The 22,638-nt window shown below is 47.5% G+C and carries 16 protein-coding genes; 8 read left to right on the forward strand and 8 right to left on the reverse strand.

Annotated features, from left to right (window positions below; genetic code table 11):
- Positions 1 to 658: 658 nt before the first annotated feature.
- The 3 genes from J3491_RS11010 (at position 659) to J3491_RS11020 (ending at position 4,639) form a co-directional block, all read left to right on the forward strand.
- A complete protein-coding gene (locus J3491_RS11010; RefSeq protein ID WP_207970242.1) occupies positions 659 to 2,113 on the forward strand; it encodes a cytochrome c in 1,455 nt (484 codons plus the stop codon).
- 240 nt (positions 2,114 to 2,353) lie between these two features.
- Complete coding sequence (locus tag J3491_RS11015; RefSeq protein WP_207970243.1) at positions 2,354 to 3,955, forward strand: flavin monoamine oxidase family protein; 1,602 nt, start codon at positions 2,354 to 2,356, stop codon at positions 3,953 to 3,955.
- A 30-nt stretch (positions 3,956 to 3,985) separates the two neighbouring features.
- Positions 3,986 to 4,639 (forward strand): c-type cytochrome, encoded by a 654-nt coding sequence (locus tag J3491_RS11020; RefSeq protein ID WP_207970244.1) that lies wholly within the window; start codon positions 3,986 to 3,988, stop codon positions 4,637 to 4,639.
- A gap of 279 nt (positions 4,640 to 4,918) precedes the next feature.
- Here J3491_RS11020 and J3491_RS11025 read toward each other — a convergent pair whose 3' ends face one another.
- The 4 genes from J3491_RS11025 to tolQ all read right to left on the reverse strand — a co-directional run bounded on the left by J3491_RS11025 (position 4,919) and on the right by tolQ (position 8,641).
- Positions 4,919 to 6,256 (reverse strand): PD40 domain-containing protein, encoded by a 1,338-nt coding sequence (locus J3491_RS11025; protein WP_207970245.1) that lies wholly within the window; start codon positions 6,254 to 6,256, stop codon positions 4,919 to 4,921.
- Positions 6,257 to 6,369: 113 nt separating this feature from the next.
- Complete coding sequence (locus tag J3491_RS11030; RefSeq protein WP_243456366.1) at positions 6,370 to 7,359, reverse strand: cell envelope integrity TolA family protein; 990 nt, start codon at positions 7,357 to 7,359, stop codon at positions 6,370 to 6,372.
- 78 nt (positions 7,360 to 7,437) lie between these two features.
- Positions 7,438 to 7,896 (reverse strand): protein TolR, encoded by a 459-nt coding sequence (gene tolR, locus J3491_RS11035; protein ID WP_207970246.1) that lies wholly within the window; start codon positions 7,894 to 7,896, stop codon positions 7,438 to 7,440.
- Positions 7,897 to 7,900: 4 nt separating this feature from the next.
- Entirely contained in the window at positions 7,901 to 8,641 is a 741-nt protein-coding gene (gene tolQ / locus J3491_RS11040) for a protein TolQ (protein WP_207970247.1), read from the reverse strand.
- 426 nt (positions 8,642 to 9,067) lie between these two features.
- Between tolQ and J3491_RS11045 the strand changes: the two genes are divergently transcribed.
- The 3 genes from J3491_RS11045 (at position 9,068) to J3491_RS11055 (ending at position 15,031) form a co-directional block, all read left to right on the forward strand.
- Positions 9,068 to 10,363: an NCS2 family permease gene (locus J3491_RS11045; RefSeq protein ID WP_192994081.1), complete on the forward strand. Its 1,296-nt coding sequence runs from the start codon at positions 9,068 to 9,070 to the stop codon at positions 10,361 to 10,363.
- A gap of 739 nt (positions 10,364 to 11,102) precedes the next feature.
- Positions 11,103 to 14,327, forward strand: a complete 3,225-nt coding sequence (gene putA / locus J3491_RS11050) for a bifunctional proline dehydrogenase/L-glutamate gamma-semialdehyde dehydrogenase PutA (RefSeq protein WP_207970248.1) — start codon at positions 11,103 to 11,105, stop codon at positions 14,325 to 14,327.
- A gap of 11 nt (positions 14,328 to 14,338) precedes the next feature.
- Positions 14,339 to 15,031, forward strand: coding sequence for a 1-pyrroline-5-carboxylate dehydrogenase (locus J3491_RS11055; protein ID WP_075102406.1), 693 nt, complete (start codon positions 14,339 to 14,341; stop codon positions 15,029 to 15,031).
- Between the two features lie 178 nt (positions 15,032 to 15,209).
- Here J3491_RS11055 and J3491_RS11060 read toward each other — a convergent pair whose 3' ends face one another.
- Positions 15,210 to 16,382 (reverse strand): cupin domain-containing protein, encoded by a 1,173-nt coding sequence (locus J3491_RS11060; RefSeq protein ID WP_207970249.1) that lies wholly within the window; start codon positions 16,380 to 16,382, stop codon positions 15,210 to 15,212.
- Positions 16,383 to 16,522: 140 nt separating this feature from the next.
- Between J3491_RS11060 and J3491_RS11065 the strand changes: the two genes are divergently transcribed.
- Positions 16,523 to 16,717: an NF038104 family lipoprotein gene (locus J3491_RS11065; protein WP_207970250.1), complete on the forward strand. Its 195-nt coding sequence runs from the start codon at positions 16,523 to 16,525 to the stop codon at positions 16,715 to 16,717.
- A gap of 166 nt (positions 16,718 to 16,883) precedes the next feature.
- Here J3491_RS11065 and purB read toward each other — a convergent pair whose 3' ends face one another.
- From purB to mnmA, 3 genes are all read right to left on the reverse strand, one after another.
- Complete coding sequence (gene purB / locus J3491_RS11070) at positions 16,884 to 18,275, reverse strand: adenylosuccinate lyase (protein ID WP_207970251.1); 1,392 nt, start codon at positions 18,273 to 18,275, stop codon at positions 16,884 to 16,886.
- A 145-nt stretch (positions 18,276 to 18,420) separates the two neighbouring features.
- Positions 18,421 to 20,283 (reverse strand): hypothetical protein, encoded by a 1,863-nt coding sequence (locus J3491_RS11075; protein WP_207970252.1) that lies wholly within the window; start codon positions 20,281 to 20,283, stop codon positions 18,421 to 18,423.
- Between the two features lie 120 nt (positions 20,284 to 20,403).
- Positions 20,404 to 21,627 (reverse strand): tRNA 2-thiouridine(34) synthase MnmA, encoded by a 1,224-nt coding sequence (gene mnmA, locus J3491_RS11080; protein ID WP_207970253.1) that lies wholly within the window; start codon positions 21,625 to 21,627, stop codon positions 20,404 to 20,406.
- Between the two features lie 271 nt (positions 21,628 to 21,898).
- Between mnmA and ispF the strand changes: the two genes are divergently transcribed.
- A complete protein-coding gene (gene ispF, locus J3491_RS11085; protein WP_207970254.1) occupies positions 21,899 to 22,396 on the forward strand; it encodes a 2-C-methyl-D-erythritol 2,4-cyclodiphosphate synthase in 498 nt (165 codons plus the stop codon).
- The last annotated feature ends 242 nt before the right edge of the window (positions 22,397 to 22,638 follow it).

The raw sequence follows: 22,638 nt of genomic DNA on the forward strand, positions 1-22,638 counted from the left end.
ATACGGTGCTATCTTTGCCCACTGGGCATCACTTAGGGTTAATCTAGTCATAACACTATGATTATCAATTATTCTATATATGTCAACACACCCTAGCATTATACAAGATTATGGCGCATTTTAATAAAATATAAAAATGAATGTTTAAGATAAGCTATTGTTTTTGATTGTTATATTTCTAAACTGTTTTATAAAATATGCTTTTGTATATTATTAAAAATATAAGCGAGTTGGCGCAGGTGGTTTTTTTAACTTTTGTAAAAAAATGGAGGTAATAAGTTACTACGCAAGCAATAGTAGAAAAATAGCTTTACATTAGTAAGGAAGTAGAGAGTATCGAGTAACCATTTATAACGCTGATTTAGACCAGATATTAATCAGTAAAAGATATTAGTCAGTAAAAGATAACAACTAAGCGCAATATACTGGCCATGAGTGTGTTATCTGCTGCTTTAAAAAAGATATACAGTGCTAAATAAGTGATGGTCAACGCAGATGTATTATCTGGTCAAAAATTATTTGATAAGTCATATGCTGGAGAAATGGATTTTTAAGATACGTCAGGAAGCCAATATTAAAAGATAACAATAATGAAAACATCTTAGTGAATTAAAAATATTAAATCATTAAAACTAGATGCCAGCTATAAGAGGATATTATGAAGCCACTGTCTATGATGTTGTCGATGCTCGTCATCGGTATGACCTCTGGTACCGTCATGGCGCAAGGCAGTAACGTTGCCCGCGCCACCCTACCAAATGCCAGCTTGCCCAATGTCAGCCCCGCCAATAGCGAGCTGGTCAATCGCGGCGCTTATATCGCACGGGCGGCTGACTGTATGGCCTGTCACGGCGAGGACTATACAGGTGGGACCGCCATAGAGACTCCCATGGGAGATATTTACTCTACCAATATCACCCCCTCAAAACGTTATGGCATCGGTGATTATACCGAAAAAGACCTAAAAAATGCTTTGCAAAAAGGCCGTGCTCCTACGCATATGCTTTATCCTGCTATGCCATATCCCTCTTATCATGGTATGAAGGATGAAGACATCAAGGCACTATTTGCGTATCTGCAAACGGTGCCCGCTGTCGATGAGGCGCCCAAACAAAAGACTGATTTGCCGTTTCCCTTTAATATCCGCGCCCTAATGTTGGGTTGGAACTTCTTAAACGTACCATCGACCGAAAACCGTGAAGGCCTGAGCCCAACGCAGCAGCGCGGTGAGTATTTGGTAAATAATCTCGAGCATTGCGGTACTTGTCATACGCCGCGTAACAGTACCATGGGGTTTGATAAAGAAAAATACCTATCTGGTGCCCAGCTCGGGCATTGGTATGCACCCAATATCACCCCTGATGAGTCAAGCGGTATCGGCAGTTGGAGTGAGCAGGATATCATCACCTATCTACGGACAGGGGAGCTCGATCAGCGAGCGTATGCTGGCGGTCCGATGGGCGAGGCCGTGGCTCATAGTACGCAGTACCTCACACACGAAGATTTAAGCGCGATCGCCTCTTATCTAAAAGCCATCCCAGCGGTGCAGACAGATGACAAAGTATCAGCTGTCGATGTGGCACGCTTGCCAACCCCTATCAATGACTCGATCACTCATGATCTTTTGGCACAAAAAGATTATCTGGCTCAGGCCAAAGCAGGTGCGGGCAATAGCAGTAATTCGCCTGAGTCTTTGTACCTAGCGACATGTGGTAGCTGCCATGGTATCAATGGCTATGGTCAACCGGATGCTCAGTATTCTCCTATCGTTGGTCTGAGTAGTATTCGCCGTGATAACCCTGACGCGCTTGTCAATATCATCTTGCATGGGGTAGTCGGTAGCACCAATACCTCACCGATTATGCCTGGGTTTGCTGACCAGCTCGATAGTGAGCAGGTTGCTAGTATCGCCAATTATGTGCGCGTAAACTTTGGCGGACTGACAGACAGCGACGTCAGTGCTGCTGATGTCGAACGTATTGCGTCGGCCGGGAATGAGCAGCCATTTTTAATAAAATACGCAGGTCTGCTGGCGATTATTGGCATCATTGTGGCGATTTTGCTCATCATATTCATAATACGAGCCATCATGCGCAAAAGACGCCATCCGTAACCTTGCTGTCTTTTGTCACGGATGCTGCTAAGTGACGCTAGACTATTTAGCAAAACCAATCACAAATAATAATAGGGCAGACGGCCGCGCACACGCTGAGTATCGCATAGTAGCATCATCAGTCTGCTACCAAGCTGATAGCTTTATAGGAAAACAGCCTATCAATACTCAAACTGGCGGTGCTACATAGAGCAAAAAACCACAAGCGGACCGTCATGCACCAACTTTAAGGATATGATTATGAAAGACATGCTCCAATCTCCAACACGGCGCCAATTGCTCTCCATGATCGGTAAAACAGCCGGAGCAACGGCGATGTATCAGGCGATGACCACGCTAGGGTTTGCCTCTGAGTCGACATTTCAAGAGTCCATGGAGCTTGAAGGGGCACCTCCGGGCGCTAGTATTATCGTCCTTGGGGCAGGTTTGGGTGGTCTGACGGCCGCTTATGAGCTGCGTCAGGCAGGCTATAATGTCAAGGTTTTGGAGTTTCAAAACCGCGGCGGCGGGCGTAGCTGGACACTAAATAGCGGAGATAGATATACCGAGCTTGGCGGTGCAGAAGTGACATGCGACTTTGAAGAAGGCAATTATTTTAATGGTGGGCCTTGGCGATTACCGAGCCATCATTATGCAGTGTTTCATTACTGCAAAAAATTTGGCGTAGAAATGCAGCCGTTTATCCAAACCAATGATCGAGCTTATTTGCATCGGACCAATCACTTCGGCGGTGTCCCTCAGCGCCTAGGGGATGTCAAAAACGATATTCAAGGCAATATCGCAGAGCTGATGTCCAAGGTGGTCAACGTCGGCGGCCTGGATCGCTCGGTCAATACCGAAGATAAAGAAAAGCTACTAGAGGGCTTAAAAGGTTGGGGCGTGCTGGACAAAGACTATCGTTATCGCGCGAGCAATGCCACCAGCAAACACCGTGGCTATAGCGTCTTGCCAGGCGGCGGGCTTATGCCGACAGAGACACCCTCAAAACCATTACCGATGAGTGAGATACTAGACTCAGGCATGTGGTCTGATATTTATAGCAATCATATGACGTATGCGCATCAGCCCACAATGTTTCAGCCAGTAGGTGGCATGGGTAAGATAGGCGACGCCTTTACGCGTGAGTGCCGCGATATGATCGAATTTAATGCCAAGGTCACTAAGATTCACCAAGATGAGACGGGCGTGACGGTCAGCTATGTAGATAGCAACAACCCAGAAGGGACGGTGAAGACGGTACGGGCGGACTGGTGTGTCTGCAATATTCCTCTGACCGTTTTGACCCAGCTTGATATCAATGTCTCAAAGCCTATGAAGCAGGCGATGGCGGCAGTGCCTTATGATACTTCTTATAAAGTCGGCCTAGAATTTAAGCGCCGTTTTTGGGAAGAGGATGAGTGGATCTATGGCGGCTTAACCTATACCAATATGCCAATTACCCAAATCGCTTATCCCTCTGAGGATATGTTTAAGGATGGCACAGGCGTTTTATTAGGGGCGTATGGCTTTGGTGCGACTTCTTATAAGTTTAATACCCTAACGCCGCAGGAGCGCATCAATGTCGCATTGGCTTATGGTAAATACATCCACCCACAGTATCCCAAAGAGTTTCGTACTGGGACATCAGTGGTCTGGCATCGCATTCCGTGGACTTTGGGCTGTTATGGTATCTGGAGCGAATCTAGCCGCAAACAGCACTACGATACGCTATGCAGCATAGACAATCGTATTGTCTTAACTGGCGAGCATTGCTCTCATATCCCAGCATGGCAAGAAGGTGCTATTTTATCTGGCATAGACGCCGCCAATCGCCTGCATAAAAAAGCAAAAATGCTTGGTTAATATTGATAACAATAAAATTCAGAGGCTATCATGGACAATGCAATCGTAAAAAAAACAATCAGGGAGAATACAACATCAAAAATGCTGCCTGTGATGTTGCTGAGTGTGATGAGTGGCGCGGTGGTAATGGGCTGTAGCCAGCAAGCAGATGATATGGAGACGGTGGCCAGTGTACAAGAAGCTGACCTTGCTCCCGATTATCAAGCCAGCCGCAATACGGGCAGTTGGGGCGGTGTCTATATGAGTCGCGACGAGCTAAAAGCCCCGCAGATCAACGTCGTCGATGACAGCTCGTTGCCAAGTATGACGCAAGATGCCAGCCTTAGTAAATGGGAGGCAAAGTTTGAGGGCACCAATGCTTTTGTCACCACCGATGGCAAAAAGCTATACCACGACTCCTGTGCAGGCTGTCATATGCACGAAGGTCAAGGCGCGTACGGGGCAGGATATTACCCGCCGCTGGCGAATAACAGCAAGATGCAGTCAAAATATTATATTATCGATATCTTGATTAATGGCTTTCGCGGTATGCCGTCTTTTCATATGATGATGGACGATGAGCAAATGGCTGCTGTCACGCAATATGTGGTCAGCGATCTCAATGGGTTTACCGATACGGTGACCGCCGCCGATGTTGCCAAATTAAGACACGCCAATCCACCAGGCTATGATCCAAGCGAGTAGCTCGCTGGCATAAAAAAACGCCTGATTAACTATCAGGCGTTTTTTGTGGGTGCTGTGGTCGCCAAGATAAAGTTGCTGCGTACTTGTGCTCTAGCTCCTAACCGTTCTGTATGTGCTGTGGTTTATTATGGTCGAATCCAAATAAATCAGATACATGGCTATCGAGACGCTCAATGAAACGTTGTTTTTCTTGCGTGCTGTGCCTACGCCGACAGAGGCTGCGCAAAAAACGTTTCATCTCGCTGTATCGTTTTTATAGCGGATTGATGATATGAGAGTCTATTGCGGGCTGGCTGACCAAACGGGCGAGCGTATCACGCCTTGACCAGACTTGCCAAAGGACTCGCCGCCGTTTAGGGACTTGATGATTAGCACTCCTTTGCCACCTTGGGTAGCGGCATATACCACGCGCTTGCCATTTGGCGAAAAGCTTGGCGCTTCATCAATACCCGTATTGCCTAAATTGGCTGTCACCGCGCCATTGCTATTCATCACCGCTGCGGCTCGCCCACTCAAAAAGGCGATCTGCGTGCCATCATGACTGAACTGCGGACTGGTAGCATAGCTACTGTTTGAGACTTTGGTCGTGCGTCCTGAGCCAAACTCATAGCGATAAATCTGCGGCTTATTAAAGCCTGCACGGTCACTGACAAACACAAACGATTTGCCATCTGGGGCGTAGCTTGGCTGTACTTCGCTGCTTGGCCAGTTGGTCAGTCTTTTGGGCTGGCTGCCGCTGGTACTCATCTCATAGATATGCGCGCTACCTTCAAAGCTGCTAGAAAACAGTATCTTGCTACCATCGGGCGAAAACGACGGGCTAAGATTGCTGCCTTTAAATGGAGTAAGTGCGCTGGCACCGCCGCCACTCACGTTTTGGATATAAATCACCGGATAAGACTGGTCGCGTTGGATAGCATAGGCAATGCGGTTGCCATCAGGCGACCAAGCAGGTGAGAAGACAGAGCCTGCCACTTCGGTGATGGTCTTGGCGTTTTCGCCATCGGCATCCATCACTTTTAGGCGTGAGACTTTTTGTTTGCCGGTGCCTACTTCTTCGATATAGGCGATGCGTCCTGAGAAGTCGCCTGGCGTACCAGTAATCAGCTCATACACCTTATCAGCGATGACGTGACCGGCATAGCGCATGCTGTCTTTGTTGTTGTCAGCGCTGAGGCTTTGCTTGCCTTGTAGCACCCGACCTGATTTGACATCGATGACCTCATACTCTGTGATGACTTTACCGCGATTGCTGCGAGTGCTGCCCACCACCAGATAAGGAATACCCATGCTTTGCCAGACCGGCAAGCTGCCTGCCAGCTCGCTGCTACTATGCGGCTGCTGCGGCAAGTCTTTGCTGGTGACTTTTAGCTCTGTTTTGCTCAAGTCATTGAGAATAATCGGCGATAGTACCGAGTCTCCTGCAAAGGGTACAAACGCGACTTGGTTTTGTTGTCTTGGCGCAACTACCGTGACATCGATCTCCATAGGCGCAGCAGTAGCAGAATATAAAGGAGCAAACAGCAATGGCGTAACCAATAGCGAAGCCGAAGCGAGGTTTAACGCGGAGAAGGTGGTGATCTTTGAGGTTGGTAGCTTTAAAGATAATGGTTTCATAGGTGAATACCCTAAGTTAAAAATTTTAAAATAATCGGCGGTATGAGATAAATGTCAGAAAGCTCTAATGTCGCCCTCTTTGACACTAGCCCTCAAATACTTTTTACCTTAATCTATTGAACCATAACGTTGATAGTTAAAGCCGCAAAGCTGGCAGGGTTAGTCAAATCAATAGGTAGGGGGCTTGCGGCAAAAGCGGCTTTTTCTGCAGCATCATTAACAGCGCTATTAGCGCCAGTAGCTTTGGCGGATAATACGTTACCTTGATTATCTAATCTTAAAGCTACTTTAGCAGTAATACCTTGAGTTTCAAGCGGTGCTTTTAAGTTTCTCTGAATTTTAGCGGCTATGCTGTTCTTAAAATCATCCGCAGAAGCCGAAGCGCTACTACGGGTACTAGCAGGCTTGCTATCAGCCGTTGATTGACCTTCTGAAAGGCTGAAGGTCTTAGCACCGCTACCAGTATCAATTTTTAGATTTCGGTCGGTAGGCGTAGGACGAGTAATCTTGGGTGGGTTGTTTTGTTTTTGATGAAATTCATCCAGCCGTCTTTGTTCCTCTATCAGCTGCTTTTTTTTATCTTGTTCAACTGCTTCGTGTTCTTCTAATACGGCTTCATCAAGCTTGGCTGCCCACTCTGCCATACGGCGCTCATATTCTTGATTTTGCTCAAGCAGACGTTGATGCTGCGTCTCACTCATGAGAATTGGTGCACTCGCAGGATCGTCAGAGCGTGTGAATACAGGTGCTCGCTGCGCATTCGGTTGGTCAGTGCTTTGGCTGGTAGAGCCACTATCAAATGTCTGAGGGGGCAAGGTGCTGGATATACCGTTTGTACTACTGTCGGTTTGCATGGCCTCTGCAGCGGCAGCTCGGTTGGCCAATATCTGTCCTTGCATCTCAGCGAGCTGCTCTGGCGAGACCATGACCGTCTCGATACTACCTGCTGTCTCTACATCGGTATGTTGATACGCGTATATCAAGATGCCCAGCACCAGCCCATGTGCGAGCAAGCTCAGCAGCGTAGGTAAGGTGAGCCCGTTACCTTCAGGCTCGGTGGGCACATAAACGACAGGGGCATTATGCATGGTGTGATTACTCATGAGCGTGGTATATCAGATTGTTTGCTATGGTTTGCTGTATCATTGCTTGACACTGTATTGGCACAAATAGCGAGACAATCACAGCGATGGGGTCGGTAAAGGCGCACCAGTGAGTAGTCCGACTTTTTCGATCCCTGCTTGTTGTAGGCTGGCCATCAATGTCATGATAGCGCCATACTGATTGTTTTGATCGGCATTGATAATCACTTGTACCGGTGGCTTGCCAGTATTGCTGTTTTGTGTTTGGAGATTGGACAGCGTATTGATCAGCTCAGGCTCACTAATCGGCATGTCAATGTTGTTTTCGTAGCTGATAAATAGCTCGCCGCTCGCCGTCAAAGACACAATGATTGGTAGCTGACTTTGGCTCATGGTGTTGGTCTGCTCTTTGGGCAGATCCACGTCGACACCAGTGATGAGCAGCGGCGCGGTCACCATAAATATCACCAGTAGTACCAGCATGACGTCGATATAAGGAACGACATTCATCTCTGCATTTAGGGATTTTTTTTCACGGCGGTAGGGGCTTTGTCTCATATACTTAGCGTCCTTGCACCTGACTGGCGCTCGATGGTGCCTCTGAGCTTGGGTTATTTTCGCGGTTCATGCTGCGCTCAGCGCTGGTCTCACGCTGGAGCATACCAGTCATTTCATCACAAAACAGCGCGCGCGACTCATACAGACGGCCAGACTTGGCGGTGAAATGGTTGTAGGCCAGTACAGCAGGAATCGCAGCAAATAGACCCATGGCAGTGGCGATCAGTGCTTCAGCAATGCCAGGAGCGACTGCAGCGAGGGTGGCTTGTTCAGTTTGTGATAGCCCCAAAAACGCATTCATAATGCCCCAAACCGTCCCAAACAGTCCAATATAAGGCGCCACTGAGCCAATACTGGCAAGCGTGGTCAGTCCTGACTCTAGTAATAACTGCTGACGACCCAATCCGACACGTAGCTTGCGCTCCACGCCATCGATGATGTCGTCTTTGGGTTGGCGTTTTTTATGCATTCTTAAATATTCAGAAAACCCAACATAAAAAATCTGCTCAAGCCCTTGCCGATCAGGGGAGCCTTGTACGCCTTGATAGAGCTTGGCCAAGTCTTCACCCGACCAAAACCACGTCTCAAATTGTTGGTCGAAGTTTTTGGCAGTACCCAGCCGTGCACTCATACGAAAAATAATCACCCAGCTAAGTAGCGAGGCCAATAACAACAACGCCATGACGATTTGTACCAGCAAACTGGCTTGGGTAATAAGGTCGATAATGTTTAATGATTCAGGCATGTATTTGACTCATGAGTGATGAATAACAACTGGTAGGACACATCCTAGTGTAGTGTACTGTGAAATGAAAAAAAGGTCATTTATTAAAGTGTTAAATGGTAAATAAAACCGGTACAAATGATACGTTGTTATTTGCGATTGATTTGGTGACTTATCACATGACCTAAACCACAAAACAGTCATAAATAAAGCGAAAACGGCTGTTTGCACCCATCAGGCACGGGTAATGATTGAATTTGTACGCCAATTTCTCTAAAATGTTGCACTTTGTTACCGCTGCCTTTTTGATAATGACGTCGCAATCTATTTGCTGACGTCATATTTATTTTAGGCACCAATAAATTTGTTCTTTCTCTAAGATATGGTTTATTTATATATTTTGATGTTTAAATAAGGCCATACCTTAGCAAGCTGGGCGCGACACTTATGAATGCAATTGAACGCTATTTTGGGATCAACGGTGAAAACACCACGGTCAAAACGGAAATCCTCGCCGGTATAACCACCTTTTTGACGATGGCTTATATCATCTTTGTCAACCCCAACGTATTGGCAGAAGCTGGTATGGACAAAGGGGCAGTGTTTGTTGCTACCTGTTTGGCAGCAGCATTAGGCTGCTTTATCATGGGTATCTATGCCCGATTGCCTGTGGCATTGGCTCCTGGTATGGGCTTAAACGCCTTTTTTACCTATGGCGTCGTTTTAGGGATGGGCTATGCGTGGGAAACCGCGTTAGGCGCTGTTTTCTTATCAGGTTGTTTGTTTATTCTCTTAAGCCTATTTAAGATTCGCGAATGGATCATCAACGCCATTCCAGCCAGCCTCAAGCAAGGCATCGTGGCGGGTATTGGTGCGTTTTTGGCCTTTATTGCCTTACAAAGCTCAGGCATCATCGTTGGCCGTGATGCGACACTAGTGATGCTAGGCGATATGACCGCGTTTGCACCGATGATGGCGGCGCTGGGCTTTTTTATTATTATCGGTTTGGTCTACAAAAAAGTCCCAGGCGCGGTGACGATTGGTATTTTGGCGATTACTCTGATCAGTTTGTTTACAGGGCATACACAGTTTACAGGCATCATGTCGACGCCGCCATCTGTCGCACCAACCTTTATGAAACTCGATATCGCAGGTGCCTTTGATATCGGTATGATCAGTGTGATTTTTGCTTTCTTGTTTGTCGATTTGTTTGATACTGCAGGCAGTCTGGTGGGTATCGCCAACAAGGCAGGTCTGATCGATAAAGACGGTAATATCCCTAACATGGACAAGGCGCTGCTTGCTGACTCAACAGCGACGGTCGCAGGCGCTATGCTAGGTACATCATCGACGACCAGTTATATCGAGAGCGCCTCAGGTGTGGCTTCAGGTGGCCGTACAGGTCTGATGGCAGTGACCGTGGGCGTGATGTTTGTGCTGAGTATTTTCTTTGCACCCCTTGCTGGGATGATTCCTGCATATGCGACTGCTGGCGCAATTTTTTATGTCTCGGTATTGATGTTGTTTACACTAAAAGACATCAACTGGGAAGACTTAACCGAAGCGGCACCAGTGGCGGTAGTCCTGCTACTCACACCGCTGACGTACTCTATCGCCGATGGTATCGCGCTTGGGTTTATCACCTTTACTGCTGTCAAGCTGATGACAGGTAAGTTTTCGGAGATTAGTATCCCTGTATGGGTGTTGACGGCTATTTTGCTTGCCAAGCTGGTACTGCTATAAGTATTTGGCGTTACAAATACGCTTGATATAACGGCTCAATATTGCGTTGTAATCCGTATAAACCCTCTTTATCTGACATGGATAAAGAGGGTTTTTATGTGGGTGCAGTAGAGGGTTTTTAGGGTGCAGGTTTTAGCAACTGGCGCGTCCAAGTATTTGATTAAAAAACAATTAACACACAATAGTAAACACAAAAATATAACTCAGGCGTCATGATGGTAAATGTGCTAGTAACTGATTGTTTTTTAGCAAGATATTAATTGTCAAAAATACGCGATATCGTTAGTTGGAAAATTTTTTTCATGATATTATAGCGACGTTAAGCGCATCACCTCAATCAACGCCGTAGAGGTTTTTCTTACAGTGAATTTGCATTATCTTAGATGACAGGGATTCGCCATATTTGACACGCCGATGTTTGATATCGCTATCGCAAAACCTGCTCATTGCACTCCTTTCACTACTAACAAGAAGAAGGCACTAATGCCGCTTAACTTTTCGTTGTTGCCTTTGTATTGTTAACGTAGCCCGTTTAACACTCGAACGACCTACTTAACCGTTTCCAGCCTATGCTGGATTTTCTCGTTTTGTGATGGCGCCGTTTGGTCTTTTGATTATCGCTGCATGCATATATTGTGATTGCTATTTATTTAACTGCTGTCATTAGCGGTGATACAAGACGATCAGACTTCCTAAAGCCCATTTATGATGGTTTTTAAACGATAGTTATGGAGTTGTTATGAACCCAGTAGACCAGTTTACCCCGCAAGCGCCGATTTTATTTAAGCCTGTCGATCTGCTAGCGCCAGAGTATATTACCCAGTCGTCAAAAGCACTATACGCGTGTATCTCACCTTTATATTGTGTGGATGAAGAGCGCTGGTTGTCAGAGCTGTTGCCACTTGCTAAGCCCAGCGACAAAGAGCGTGACGACGCTGCTGAGCAAACACGCCAGCTGGTCGAGCATGTACGCAATGATGGCAAAGCTGTCAAAATGGTGGACTCATTATTGCTTGAGTATAGCCTTGATACCCAAGAAGGTATCTTACTCATGAGCTTGGCTGAAGCCTTGATTCGCGTACCAGACAATTATACGGCTGATGCTTTGATCCATGACAAGATGAGCGTGGCTGACTGGAAAAAACACATCAAAAATGACAATGGTTTTATGGTCAATGCCTCGACATGGGGCATGATGATGACCGGCCGCGTCGTGAGTATCGATAGCAGCACCACGGCCACAGGGTTTTTGGATCGTATGACCAAAAAGATGGGCGAGCCGGTGATTCGTAGTGCCATGCAAAAAGCCATGCGCATCATGGGGCATCAGTTTGTATTGGGGGAAACCATCGAGGGCGCCAATAAAAACAGTCAGCCGTATCGCAATAAAGGCTATACCTATTCATTTGATATGCTAGGTGAAGCGGCCATCACGCATAAAGATGCTGAAAAGTACTTTAATGATTATCTGCACGCCATCAAAGCCACCGCAGATATCAAAGTGGCTGAGGGCATGCCAAAACCGTCAGTATCTATCAAGCTGTCGGCGCTGCATCCGCGCTATGAGGCCACGCAAGAAGCGCAAGTGATGGGACTGCTGCGCCAGCGCTGTTTGCTACTGATCGAAGCGGCGCGCGCCGTCAATGTCGATATCAGTATCGATGCCGAAGAAGCGGATCGCCTTGAGATTTCGCTAAAACTGTTTGAGTCTTTGTATCGTGACAATTTGACTGCTGGCTGGGATGGATTAGGGTTGGTGGTGCAGGGTTATTCAAAGCGCGCGATTGCGGTTTTGGCATGGCTGGCGCAGTTAGCGGCAGAAATGGGTGATCGCATTCCAGTACGTTTGGTCAAAGGCGCGTACTGGGATACGGAGATCAAATTGGCTCAGCAAAAAGGGCTGGCAGGTTATCCTGTCTGGACACGAAAAGAAGGCACCGACACAGCCTATCTGGCGTGCGCGCGCTTCTTGTTATCAGATCATCTGCGCGGGCTGATTTGGCCGCAGTTTGCGACGCACAATGCGCATACGCTAGCATCAGTCATGACCATGAGTGCGCATCGAGACTTTGAGTTTCAGCGTCTACACGGCATGGGCGATGCACTTTATGATCATATCTTGCAAGCCTATCAGATTCCGGTGCGTATCTATGCGCCAGTCGGTGCTCATAAAGACTTGCTACCATACTTGGTACGTCGTTTGCTCGAAAACGGTGCCAACAGCTCGTTTGTTCATCAGCTACTAGACAAGTCTTATCCGATTGATAAGCTGACTGTACACCCTTTTGATAAGCTACTGGCCAACGCAACATTGCACAATCCAGAGATTCCTTTGCCATTAGATATCTATGGCGAGCGCCGCGCCAGCTTTGGCCCCAATATCTTTGTAGAGTCGCAGTGGCTACCGTTTAAAGCGGCGATTGATAGCCACTTGCACAAGACATGGTCAGCGACTTCTATCATCAATGGCGCGGCGATTGATGAGTATAAAACGGACGGTCAAGTCAATAATCTTGAAGCGCACACAGTACGCGCGCCTTGGAATCACGACGTGATCGCTGGTGAAGTGGTTTATGCCAATGCTGATCTGGCACAACAAGCGACCCTAGCGGCCGTGGCAGGACAAGCAGCATGGCAAGCGCAGTCAGCAGCCAAGCGCGCAGCCATACTACGTAAGATTGCTGATTTGTATGAAGAAAACTACGCTGAGCTCATGGCACTGTGCCAAGTAGAAGCGGGCAAAACCATGCAAGACAGTATCGATGAGATCAAAGAGGCGGTCGATTTTTGCCGTTTTTATGCAGATGAAGCAGAGCGCCTAGATGAGGTGGTGCACGAGTTTACAGACTTATCTGGTAAGCCTGCACGTCAAGTGTATAAAGCGCGCGGTACCTTTGTTTGTATCAGTCCTTGGAACTTTCCGCTGGCCATCTATACCGGTCAAATCGTGGCGGCGCTGGCCGCAGGCAATACCGTGGTCGCTAAACCTGCTGAGCAAACCAGCTTAATTGCGCATTTTGGTGCACAATTGATGTATCAAGCAGGGGTACCGGTAGAAGCGTTGCAGTTGGTAATAGGCGCAGGTGAGGTGGGCGGCGCATTGACGGCAGCTGACAATATCGCAGGTGTGATATTTACAGGCTCTACCCAGACCGCCCAGCGTATCAACCAAAGCCTAAACAGCCATGCACAAAGCAGTGGTGAGCTACCAATACTAATCGCCGAAACAGGCGGACAAAATGCGATGATCGTCGACTCAACCGCCTTGCCTGAGCAAGTGGTCAAAGACGCTGTGCTATCTGCCTTTGGCTCAGCGGGTCAGCGCTGCTCAGCATGCCGTATCTTGTGTGTACAAGAAGAGATGGCTGATGATTTGATTGAGCTGCTACAAGGCAATATGGCGGAGCTGTCGGTCGGCAATCCGCTGTACGCCGCCACGGATGTCGGTCCGGTAATCGATGCCGATGCCAAAAATGGCCTAGAAGCACATATCGAGCGCATGCGTGCTGAGCCAACCGCGACGATCTTGGCACAGACGCCCATGAGTGTCAGCTCGGTCGTCAGTCAAGAAAAATCGACCTTTGTCTTACCGACAGCGATAGAAGTAAAAAGCATTGATGTGATAGGCGGTGAGCACTTCGGTCCTATCTTACACGTTTTGCGTTATCAAGCACGTGATCTAAACAAGCTGATCGATGCCATCAATAGCACCGGCTTTGGTCTGACATTAGGTATTCATAGCCGTATCGAAAACTCCGCTGAGCATATCGAGCGCCGCGTGCTGGTGGGTAACACTTATATCAACCGCAACCAAATCGGCGCGGTGGTCAACGTCCAGCCATTTGGTGGCTGTGGCCTTTCAGGTACTGGCCCCAAAGCAGGTGGCCCGCATTATGTGGCGCGCCTGATGAAATTAGATAACGATAATCAACCTTCAACATCCACGCAATCAGCAATCGCATAAGGAGTAGCAAGATGGCGACTGAATTTAAAAAAAATCATGCCCAAGTTTGTGAGTCTTGGCGATTACTTGGCGCGGTCAATCGCGCCGCTTATCTGCAAGCAGCCATTCCTCGGTTGGCCTTGTTGACGGGCGATGCCAATAAAGCCAAGCGCTTATTCAACCATTTGTTGAGCGCTGCGCCAAGCTTAGATGAGGTGCACCGCATGACAGGCGCGACAGGAGAGTCCAACGATTTGTACGTGACGGCTCGTGGCAAAACCATGGTCATCGGTAGTGAGTCAGCGCGTACGATGGCAGTGCTTGGTCAGCTAATCGCCGCCCTGCTGACGGGTAATGAAGTGATACTGCACTGCCCAAGTCAAGCGGAGATGTGCGATGAAGCGGCAAAAGTGCTTTATGAGATAGGAGTAAGCGATGATGTCTTAAGCGTCGCCAACGACTCACAAACCATCACACTGTTATACATCGATCGCCTCGCGCAGGTCGCAGTGGCAGGCAGTAATAGTGAAGTGCAAGCCATCAGCCAAGAGCTGGCCAACACCGATGGTATCTTGACGCAAGTCATTAGTGTGACCGATATGGACGGCATGTCAGAGATGCTCACGCCTGACTATCTGCATCGGTTTGTCACTGAGCGCGTCAAAACCATCAATACCACCGCGATTGGTGGTAATGCCAGCTTGCTTGAGCTTGGTACCGACTAGGGTTGTTTCTTGCATCGCGGCTTAAATCATATAGATAGATGATGCTAAGCGGTGAGTGCGCAAGATAAAATCAACAGTAATAATAAAAACCGATATCTGAAGGCTCAGGTATCGGTTTTTTTATTGAGGACAGACTGAAATGGCCTATATAAAAAAACTTGTACAAAACAATGAGCAGTTACTCAGCATAATCAAGCCAAACCCAGCCGTTTTCTAGCCACTCGCTCAAGTCGTCTGGATCGATATCGGTCACATCTTGATAAGTCAAACGCTCGCCATTTGCCAAACGAATGAGTACCGTCGCTGCTGCCTCATCGATGCCATCGAGGCGCTGGCCATTGGCATATAATATGTCGCCTTTGTCCGTTTGGCGGTAGAGTAGGCGATTGCTATAATCCGCTTGCAGCGCTGCGCCCTCTGATAAGGCCTGTATCAGCTCATCTGTGTCCAGCGTCTCCTCTGGTACCAGCGCATCATATTGGCGTTTGCTGACGACCTCAGACACGGCTTGACCAATGATGTCGTCGCCGCGCTCAGACTGCAGCAGTTGTAATAGTTTACCCTTAATCGCCTCAATACTATCTGTTTGTAGCTCGCCGGACGCTTGCAGCGCTTGCGGCAACAGCATCGGGATAAATAAATCGCTGTCGTTGGTGGCGATATCAGCCAAGCTATCGATGATTTGCATAAGGTTGGGACGACGACAGCCAAAAGAAAACGTCAGGCAGTCATCTTGCGCCACCCCAAAATGCGAGAGCTTTGGCGGTACATAAAGCACATCGCCCGCTTCTAGGATCTCATCAAAGATAATCTCACCCATATCGTCAAACACCCGAATCGGCTCATCTGCCACAAACTCAGTGTCTGTATCACAAAACTTACCGAGCTGCCAGCGGCGTGAGCCAAACCCTTGCGCCAAAAACACATCATAATCATCATAGTGCTTGCCAACCGAGCCGCCAGCAGGCGCATACGAGACCATAATGTCATCACGCTGCCACTGCGGGATAAAGTCAAACGCTTGCCACAATTGCCCAAGCTCAGGTGACCATTGCTCAAGGTTTTGCACAAGGACTGTCCACTGCGCTGGTAGGTTATCAAAATCACTTTCAGCCAATGGGCTTTTTTTAAGTTGCCATTGCGGCATCTCTTTTTGTTTAATCGCCGCTTGCGTGAGCAGGCGCGCTGAAGCGTCTTCTTCTAAAGCCAGACCCAGCATATCTTCTGGCTCAAACATGCCAATAAGCTGTGGTAAACCCTGTTTAATAAGTAAGGGTTTTTTTTGCCAATACTCGTTTAAGAATTGCTCAGGCGTCATCGAATCAGGTAGGCATAAGGGGATAGAAGTCATGGGTCAGTCCGTGTCTGTAGATGAAATAGAAGATTAATACTTAGGATGGCTTTATAGACAAGTGGGAATGGTTTATGATTATTGACTGGCTGATGATGAAACTTATCACATCAGCGCCGCCCACCAAATCTAGGAAATTTATGAAAAAACTGCATTTTATGGTCATCATCGCAAGTATCTTTGTCTTACAAGCCTGTGTGCACAAAGTTGTGACCGTCCCTGCCAAAATCGCCTATAAAACCACCAAAGGCGTGGTCAAAGGCACAGTCGCGGTCGGCAAGGCCATCATACCAGGTGACAGTGATGACGATGATGATAAAAAAGATAAAAAATAAAACCTTACTTATCACCTATGAGTTTCTAAGACAGTCATAGCATGTAAAGTAAGGTTGTTATTTTTTATGGACTTAGGCGAATGTATAACCGGTTTGACCAAATAGAGATGAGGCAGGTGCGCCTCATCTCTATTGCTTTAAGGTCTTAAATTCACCTTAGCAAACTTTATAGCTTTGCCATCCAGTCTTTGATAGCGCGTGCTTGCTCAGCGGCATTACCCGTATAGGTCGCAGGCGTCAGCTCACGTAGGCGCGCTTTGTCGCTATCAGAAACCGCTGCCAGCTCATCACTGTCTACGAAAGTGAGCATCGCCTCACGCGTCATAGCATTACCACGAGTTAGGGCTTTTAATTTCTCGTATGGGTTTTCGACGCGGTAGCGACGCATGACCGTTTGAATCGGCTCTGCCAAGACTTCTTGTGCCTGATCCAAGTCATCGTTTAAGCGCTGAGCGTTTAACTCAAGTTTGCCCACGCCTTTTAGGCAAGCATCAAATGCAATCATGCTTTGCGCCAAGCCCACGCCGATATTACGCAGGACGGTAGAGTCTGATAGATCGCGCTGCATACGCGAAATTGGCAGTTTTTCGCCCAAATGCGCGAGCATGGCATTGGCCACGCCCAAGTTGCCCTCAGAGTTTTCAAAATCAATAGGATTGACTTTGTGCGGCATGGTTGACGAGCCGACTTCACCGTCTTTTAGGCGCTGCTTAAAATAGCCTAAGCTAATATACTGCCAAATGTCACGGTTAAAATCGATCAATACTGTATTGAAACGTTTGACAGCATCAAATAATTCAGCGATATAGTCATGCGGCTCGATCTGTGTGGTATAAGGGTTAAACGTCAGCTCAAGGCGCTCGGTAATAAATTGCTCCGCATGGCTTTGCCAATCCACATCAGGATAGGCTGATAGGTGAGCGTTGTAGTTGCCGACTGCGCCATTGATTTTACCTAATAGCTCAACTTGACCGATTTGCTTGATTTGACGAGCAAGGCGGTAGGCGACGTTTGCCATCTCTTTACCTAGCGTCGTTGGGCTGGCAGTTTGACCGTGCGTACGAGAGAGCATAGGCTGATCAGCGTGAGCAATGGCTAACTCGGCGATACTGTCGGTCACTTGCTGCATTTTTGCAACCACAAGCTCGCGGCTGTCTTTGAGCATGAGTGCATACGATAAATTATTGATGTCTTCACTGGTGCAAGCGAAGTGGATAAACTCCAAGCTTTCTTCTAGCTGCTGATTGCCGCGAAACTTGTCCTTGATAAAGTACTCAACCGCTTTGACGTCGTGGTTGGTCGTCGCTTCGATGTCTTTGATTGCCCCAGCGTCCGCTTCGCTAAAGTCATCAACAATGCTATTTAAAAAAGCATGGGTATCGGCATCAAACGCTGCCAGCTCACCGATGGCGCTGTTGTCCGCCAATGACTGTAACCAGCGAATTTCGACGGTGACGCGCGCTTTGATCAAGCCAAATTCAGACAAATAAGGGCGCAAGCTGTCGGCTTTCGATGCGTAACGACCGTCGATCGGGGAGAGTGCGGTAAGTGGAGTCATAAGGATGCCTCGATAGTTATGAAATGAAAAACTGCAAAAGTTATAGCCAATGAAAATCGCTATATGAGTGAATGGTTAAATTTGATGCGCGTAATATAGCAGAAATACAGATTTAATAAAGCAATCTATTAATGTCAGCCTTTAATTAGGGCATCATGGTCGTACCATATTTGGTATTAAAATAAAAGCTACGCTGCGTCTGCGGCGCTAAAGACAAGGGAATAGTCTTGACCGTACCATTGTTACCGATGGCGACACTATCGGTCGCATAGTCAGCGGTATTATATGCAGGGTTGGTCAATCGTGATGTTACCGTCGCACTGTTTTTTCCTGCTTGCTGCAAGATATCCTGCATGACAAAGTTATCGATGCTTTTGTTGGCGCGATTGGTCGCGGTGATTTTATAAGCGATACATTGACCAGGCTCTATTTTATCGATATTTTTGGTACTAAACCCCGTCAACGGGGTGTCGTCAGCAGTGTTGCTGATATTTGGATAATCAAGGGCAGAAGGGCAATGGTTGATATATTGGTATTTCGTTAGGACCAGCGCGGCATTTTTATCAATGACCCTGCCAAAATTATTGTCTAAGTAAGTAAAGTTACTGGCACTAAAGAGAATGGAGTTGGTTGCGCTAGTGGTTCTGATAGGGTAGCTGGCATTTGTACGCGTCTCAATGATGCAGCCCGGCGTTGCGCTGTTGTCGATGGCAGTAGGAAGCAGGACAAATTGATAGCTACCAGCGTCGGCAGTGGTGATGGTTTGACGGCCGTATTCTTTGGTAGGGTTTGTACAGTTATTTACTAGCCGAATGGTGCTATCAGCGATGCCTTGCTCAGGGGATGCGCTTGGCGTACGGTCCCATATGCCATTAAAGTATCTATTATTATTATAGATGCCTCCTATGGTACTGGCATCGGCATTTGCATCGTTGATACCACCATTATCATTAAAGACCTTGCCTGAAAAAACGTAAAGTGGTTCGCTCTCTACGCCAAAGCTGATCCACTCATTATAGGTCTCACCCACCACGTCCGCTTCTAGAGCACTGTTGCCCTGCATGATACCGTCGTACGTTAAAGTTACCGATTCTGCATTCCTAACTGCGATTATATAATTGCTTTTTGAGTTTTCAATCCCATAGCTGACGTAGCTACTGTTATTAGGAATAACGGTACCGCTGCTTAATACTGCGTAAGTATTTTGATTGTTGGGGTTGGTAGAGTTTTCTTTTAAAATATTTTCAAAGGTAGGCGTCGGCGGTAAGATACCTCTTTTTCGGCCAGATGCAAAAGATACGTACCCATTAGCATTGGTAGTCGGGGTAAATGAGTTACTGTTGCCGGTACCGTTTAGGGCAGTCAGGTTATAATAATACAAATTGTTGTTGCCACCACTGAAGCTATCGACACGTAGCTGCGGCTGATTAGTGGTATTGTCAGAGCTAAAGCTATTGCGCGATAGTCTTTTACCCATAAAATAATCACCCATCGCTCCAAAGAAGTACTCGACACTTGGGTTGTCTCGAATGGTGGCTTGCGCTGCGACCGAAAAGTTCGGATTGGTGGTATGGCTCAAGGTTTGACGCGCCACCTCTGAGTTACCATTGGTGGTATAGCTGGCTTGGCCGATTTTTATGGTATGTATCGAGGTCTTGTCGTCGGGTGTGATAGTGATGGTATAAGTAAACTTGTCTCTGTCATTATTGGTATTGACTTCGTTTTTGATTTCAATCCCATTGTCTCCGGTTTGCACCGTATAGCCGCCATAACCTGTCGTAGCCCCTGCGCCAATCTTAAATCTGCCTGTGGCGTTTTGTGGTGTTCGATAAGTGCCTGACACAATACTACCCGGCACAGGGCTTGCGTCACGCGTGAATGTCCCAAAATTACTGGGGTTGGCATGCGCAAGCAATGGCGTGGCCGCGAGCATGACGACAAAGACCTGTTGTTGCCATGTCAAACAAGGTGTTGGCAGAGTGCGGGCACTGAGGAGACGGCCAATCATGAGAGATCCTATAATGCGTCTAAAAACTTGTCACCAAATCAGCTATCAATATGTACCATATCAGCCATATACTGACGAGAAAAATGACCAGTCCAGAATAGTATAGTTAAAATAAAACGATCAAAGCCCACAAGGCGCATCAATCGATGCAATCACGCCGCCGCCCAAACACACCTCATCGATATAAAACACCGCAGACTGACCCGGCGTCACTGCGCGCTGCGGCTCATCAAAGACCACGCGCACCTCGCTACCGTCAGTATTTGTCGCAAACACACGGCAGGCCTGATCTGGCTGGCGATAACGCGTTTTTGCCATGCAGCGTAAGCCCTCAGCGCTAAAGCTATCTTTTGGCGCAAGACCATCGACCCAGTCGAGTTTGTACGCTTGCAGCTCATTGCTCATCAGCATCGGATGCTCGTGGCCTTGACCGACGATTAGACGGTTTTTGGCCAAATCTTTTGCCAGTACAAACCAAGGCTCCTCAGGGCGGTCTTTGACTCCGCCGATACCGATGCCGCCGCGCTGACCTAAAGTATAGTACATCAGCCCATCATGCGTACCGATGATATGGCCATCGTCGGTGATGATATCGCCTTTTTGCGCAGGTAAGTATTGCTGTAAAAAATCCTTAAAACGGCGCTCACCGATAAAGCAAATGCCCGTTGAGTCTTTCTTTTTGGCCGTCGCCAGATCGTGCTCTTCGGCGATGCGGCGTACTTCAGGTTTTTCTAGCTCACCCACAGGGAACAAGGTTTGCGCGATTTTGTCACCGCCGACAGCATGCAAGAAGTAACTTTGATCTTTATTGTTATCAAGGCCGCGCAGTAGCTGGGCAACTTCTGTGCCATCAGCGTTGCTATAGTTGACACTGCGGCGCGTATAGTGACCGGTGGCGATATAGTCAGCCCCAAGCGTCAGCGCATAGTCCAAAAACGCCTTAAATTTGATTTCTTTATTGCATAAAATATCAGGGTTAGGCGTGCGTCCGGCTTTGTATTCGGCCAAAAAATGCTCAAACACACGGTCCCAGTATTCCATCGCAAAGTTTGCGGTGTGCAGCTTGATACCGATTTTGTCACAGACCGCTTGCGCGTCGGCGAGGTCGTCCATGGCTGTGCAGTATTCGGTGCCGTCGTCTTCTTCCCAGTTTTTCATAAACAGCCCTTCTACCACAAAGCCTGCTTGCTGCAAAAGAACGGCAGATACCGAAGAGTCGACACCGCCTGACATACCAACAATCACATGCTTACTGCTAGGATTGTCGATGTCGGCAAGCGTCAAAGGACGCTGGGCGCTAAAAGCATGAGAGACAGAAGTGGAGGGGTAGGCGGTGGCTGACATAAGACGGCTCAACTATTTATACGTGATTCAATATCAAAGAGGACAGCAAAATACAGACAATCACCAAAACCAATCAGCGTGGCAAATGCAGTCAATGTTGCTGCCGTCTCATCTTTTGAACGGGGTATTATGTTAAAATTAAGCATCGTATTATACCAGTTAATTGAAACTGGTGGCGAGCTATGGCATCTTGTTGCTGACAAAACCGCTTTAAAAATTCAGATAGTGGTTTTGAATTATTTTAATCCTCTGTTTTGTATTTGGAATAATAATGATAAAAATTGGTCAAGGTATCGACGTTCATGCGTTTCATAATAATGGTCAGCAGCAGCAGTATGTCATACTAGCGGGCGTACCGATTGAGCATACTCACAGTTTGCTGGCGCACTCTGACGGTGATGTGGTGCTACACGCACTTGCTGACGCGTTATTGGGCGCACTGGCGCTCGGTGATATCGGGCAGCACTTCCCTGATACTGATGCCGCGCATGCTGGTCTTGATTCAAGAGTGCTGCTACGTTATGTCTATAGCAAAATAGTCGATGCAGGATACAAACTGGGCAATGCCGATATCACCGTCATGTGCGAGCGCCCAAAACTTGCGCCGCATAATCAAGCGATGCGCGCCAACATCGCCAGTGATTTGCAAACCGATATCAGTAATGTCAGCATAAAAGCCACGACCACAGAAAAACTGGGTTTTACCGGCCGTCAAGAGGGCATCATGGCCAGTGCCGTGGTATTATTGCTCGCTGCTGAGCCTCGGTAGCGTGACTGTGATGGGTGATACAATGATGAGGGATATAATATTGGCACTTCTTTTATGAGGACTGACAATGTCTAGGCGATGGATCAAACGCTAGCAAGCCATGCTTGTAATATACGGACCATCGCCCCATGTATCAGCCATACTCATTATAGTAGATTCAATTTAAAAATGTTATAGCGCTACTGGTATAAATTTTCCTTGCGTGCTGTATACACAGAGGCTGCGAAAAATTCATCCCAGTC

The sequence above is a fragment of the Psychrobacter halodurans genome (assembly GCF_017498075.1).
Taxonomy (GTDB): Bacteria; Pseudomonadota; Gammaproteobacteria; order Pseudomonadales; family Moraxellaceae; genus Psychrobacter; species Psychrobacter celer.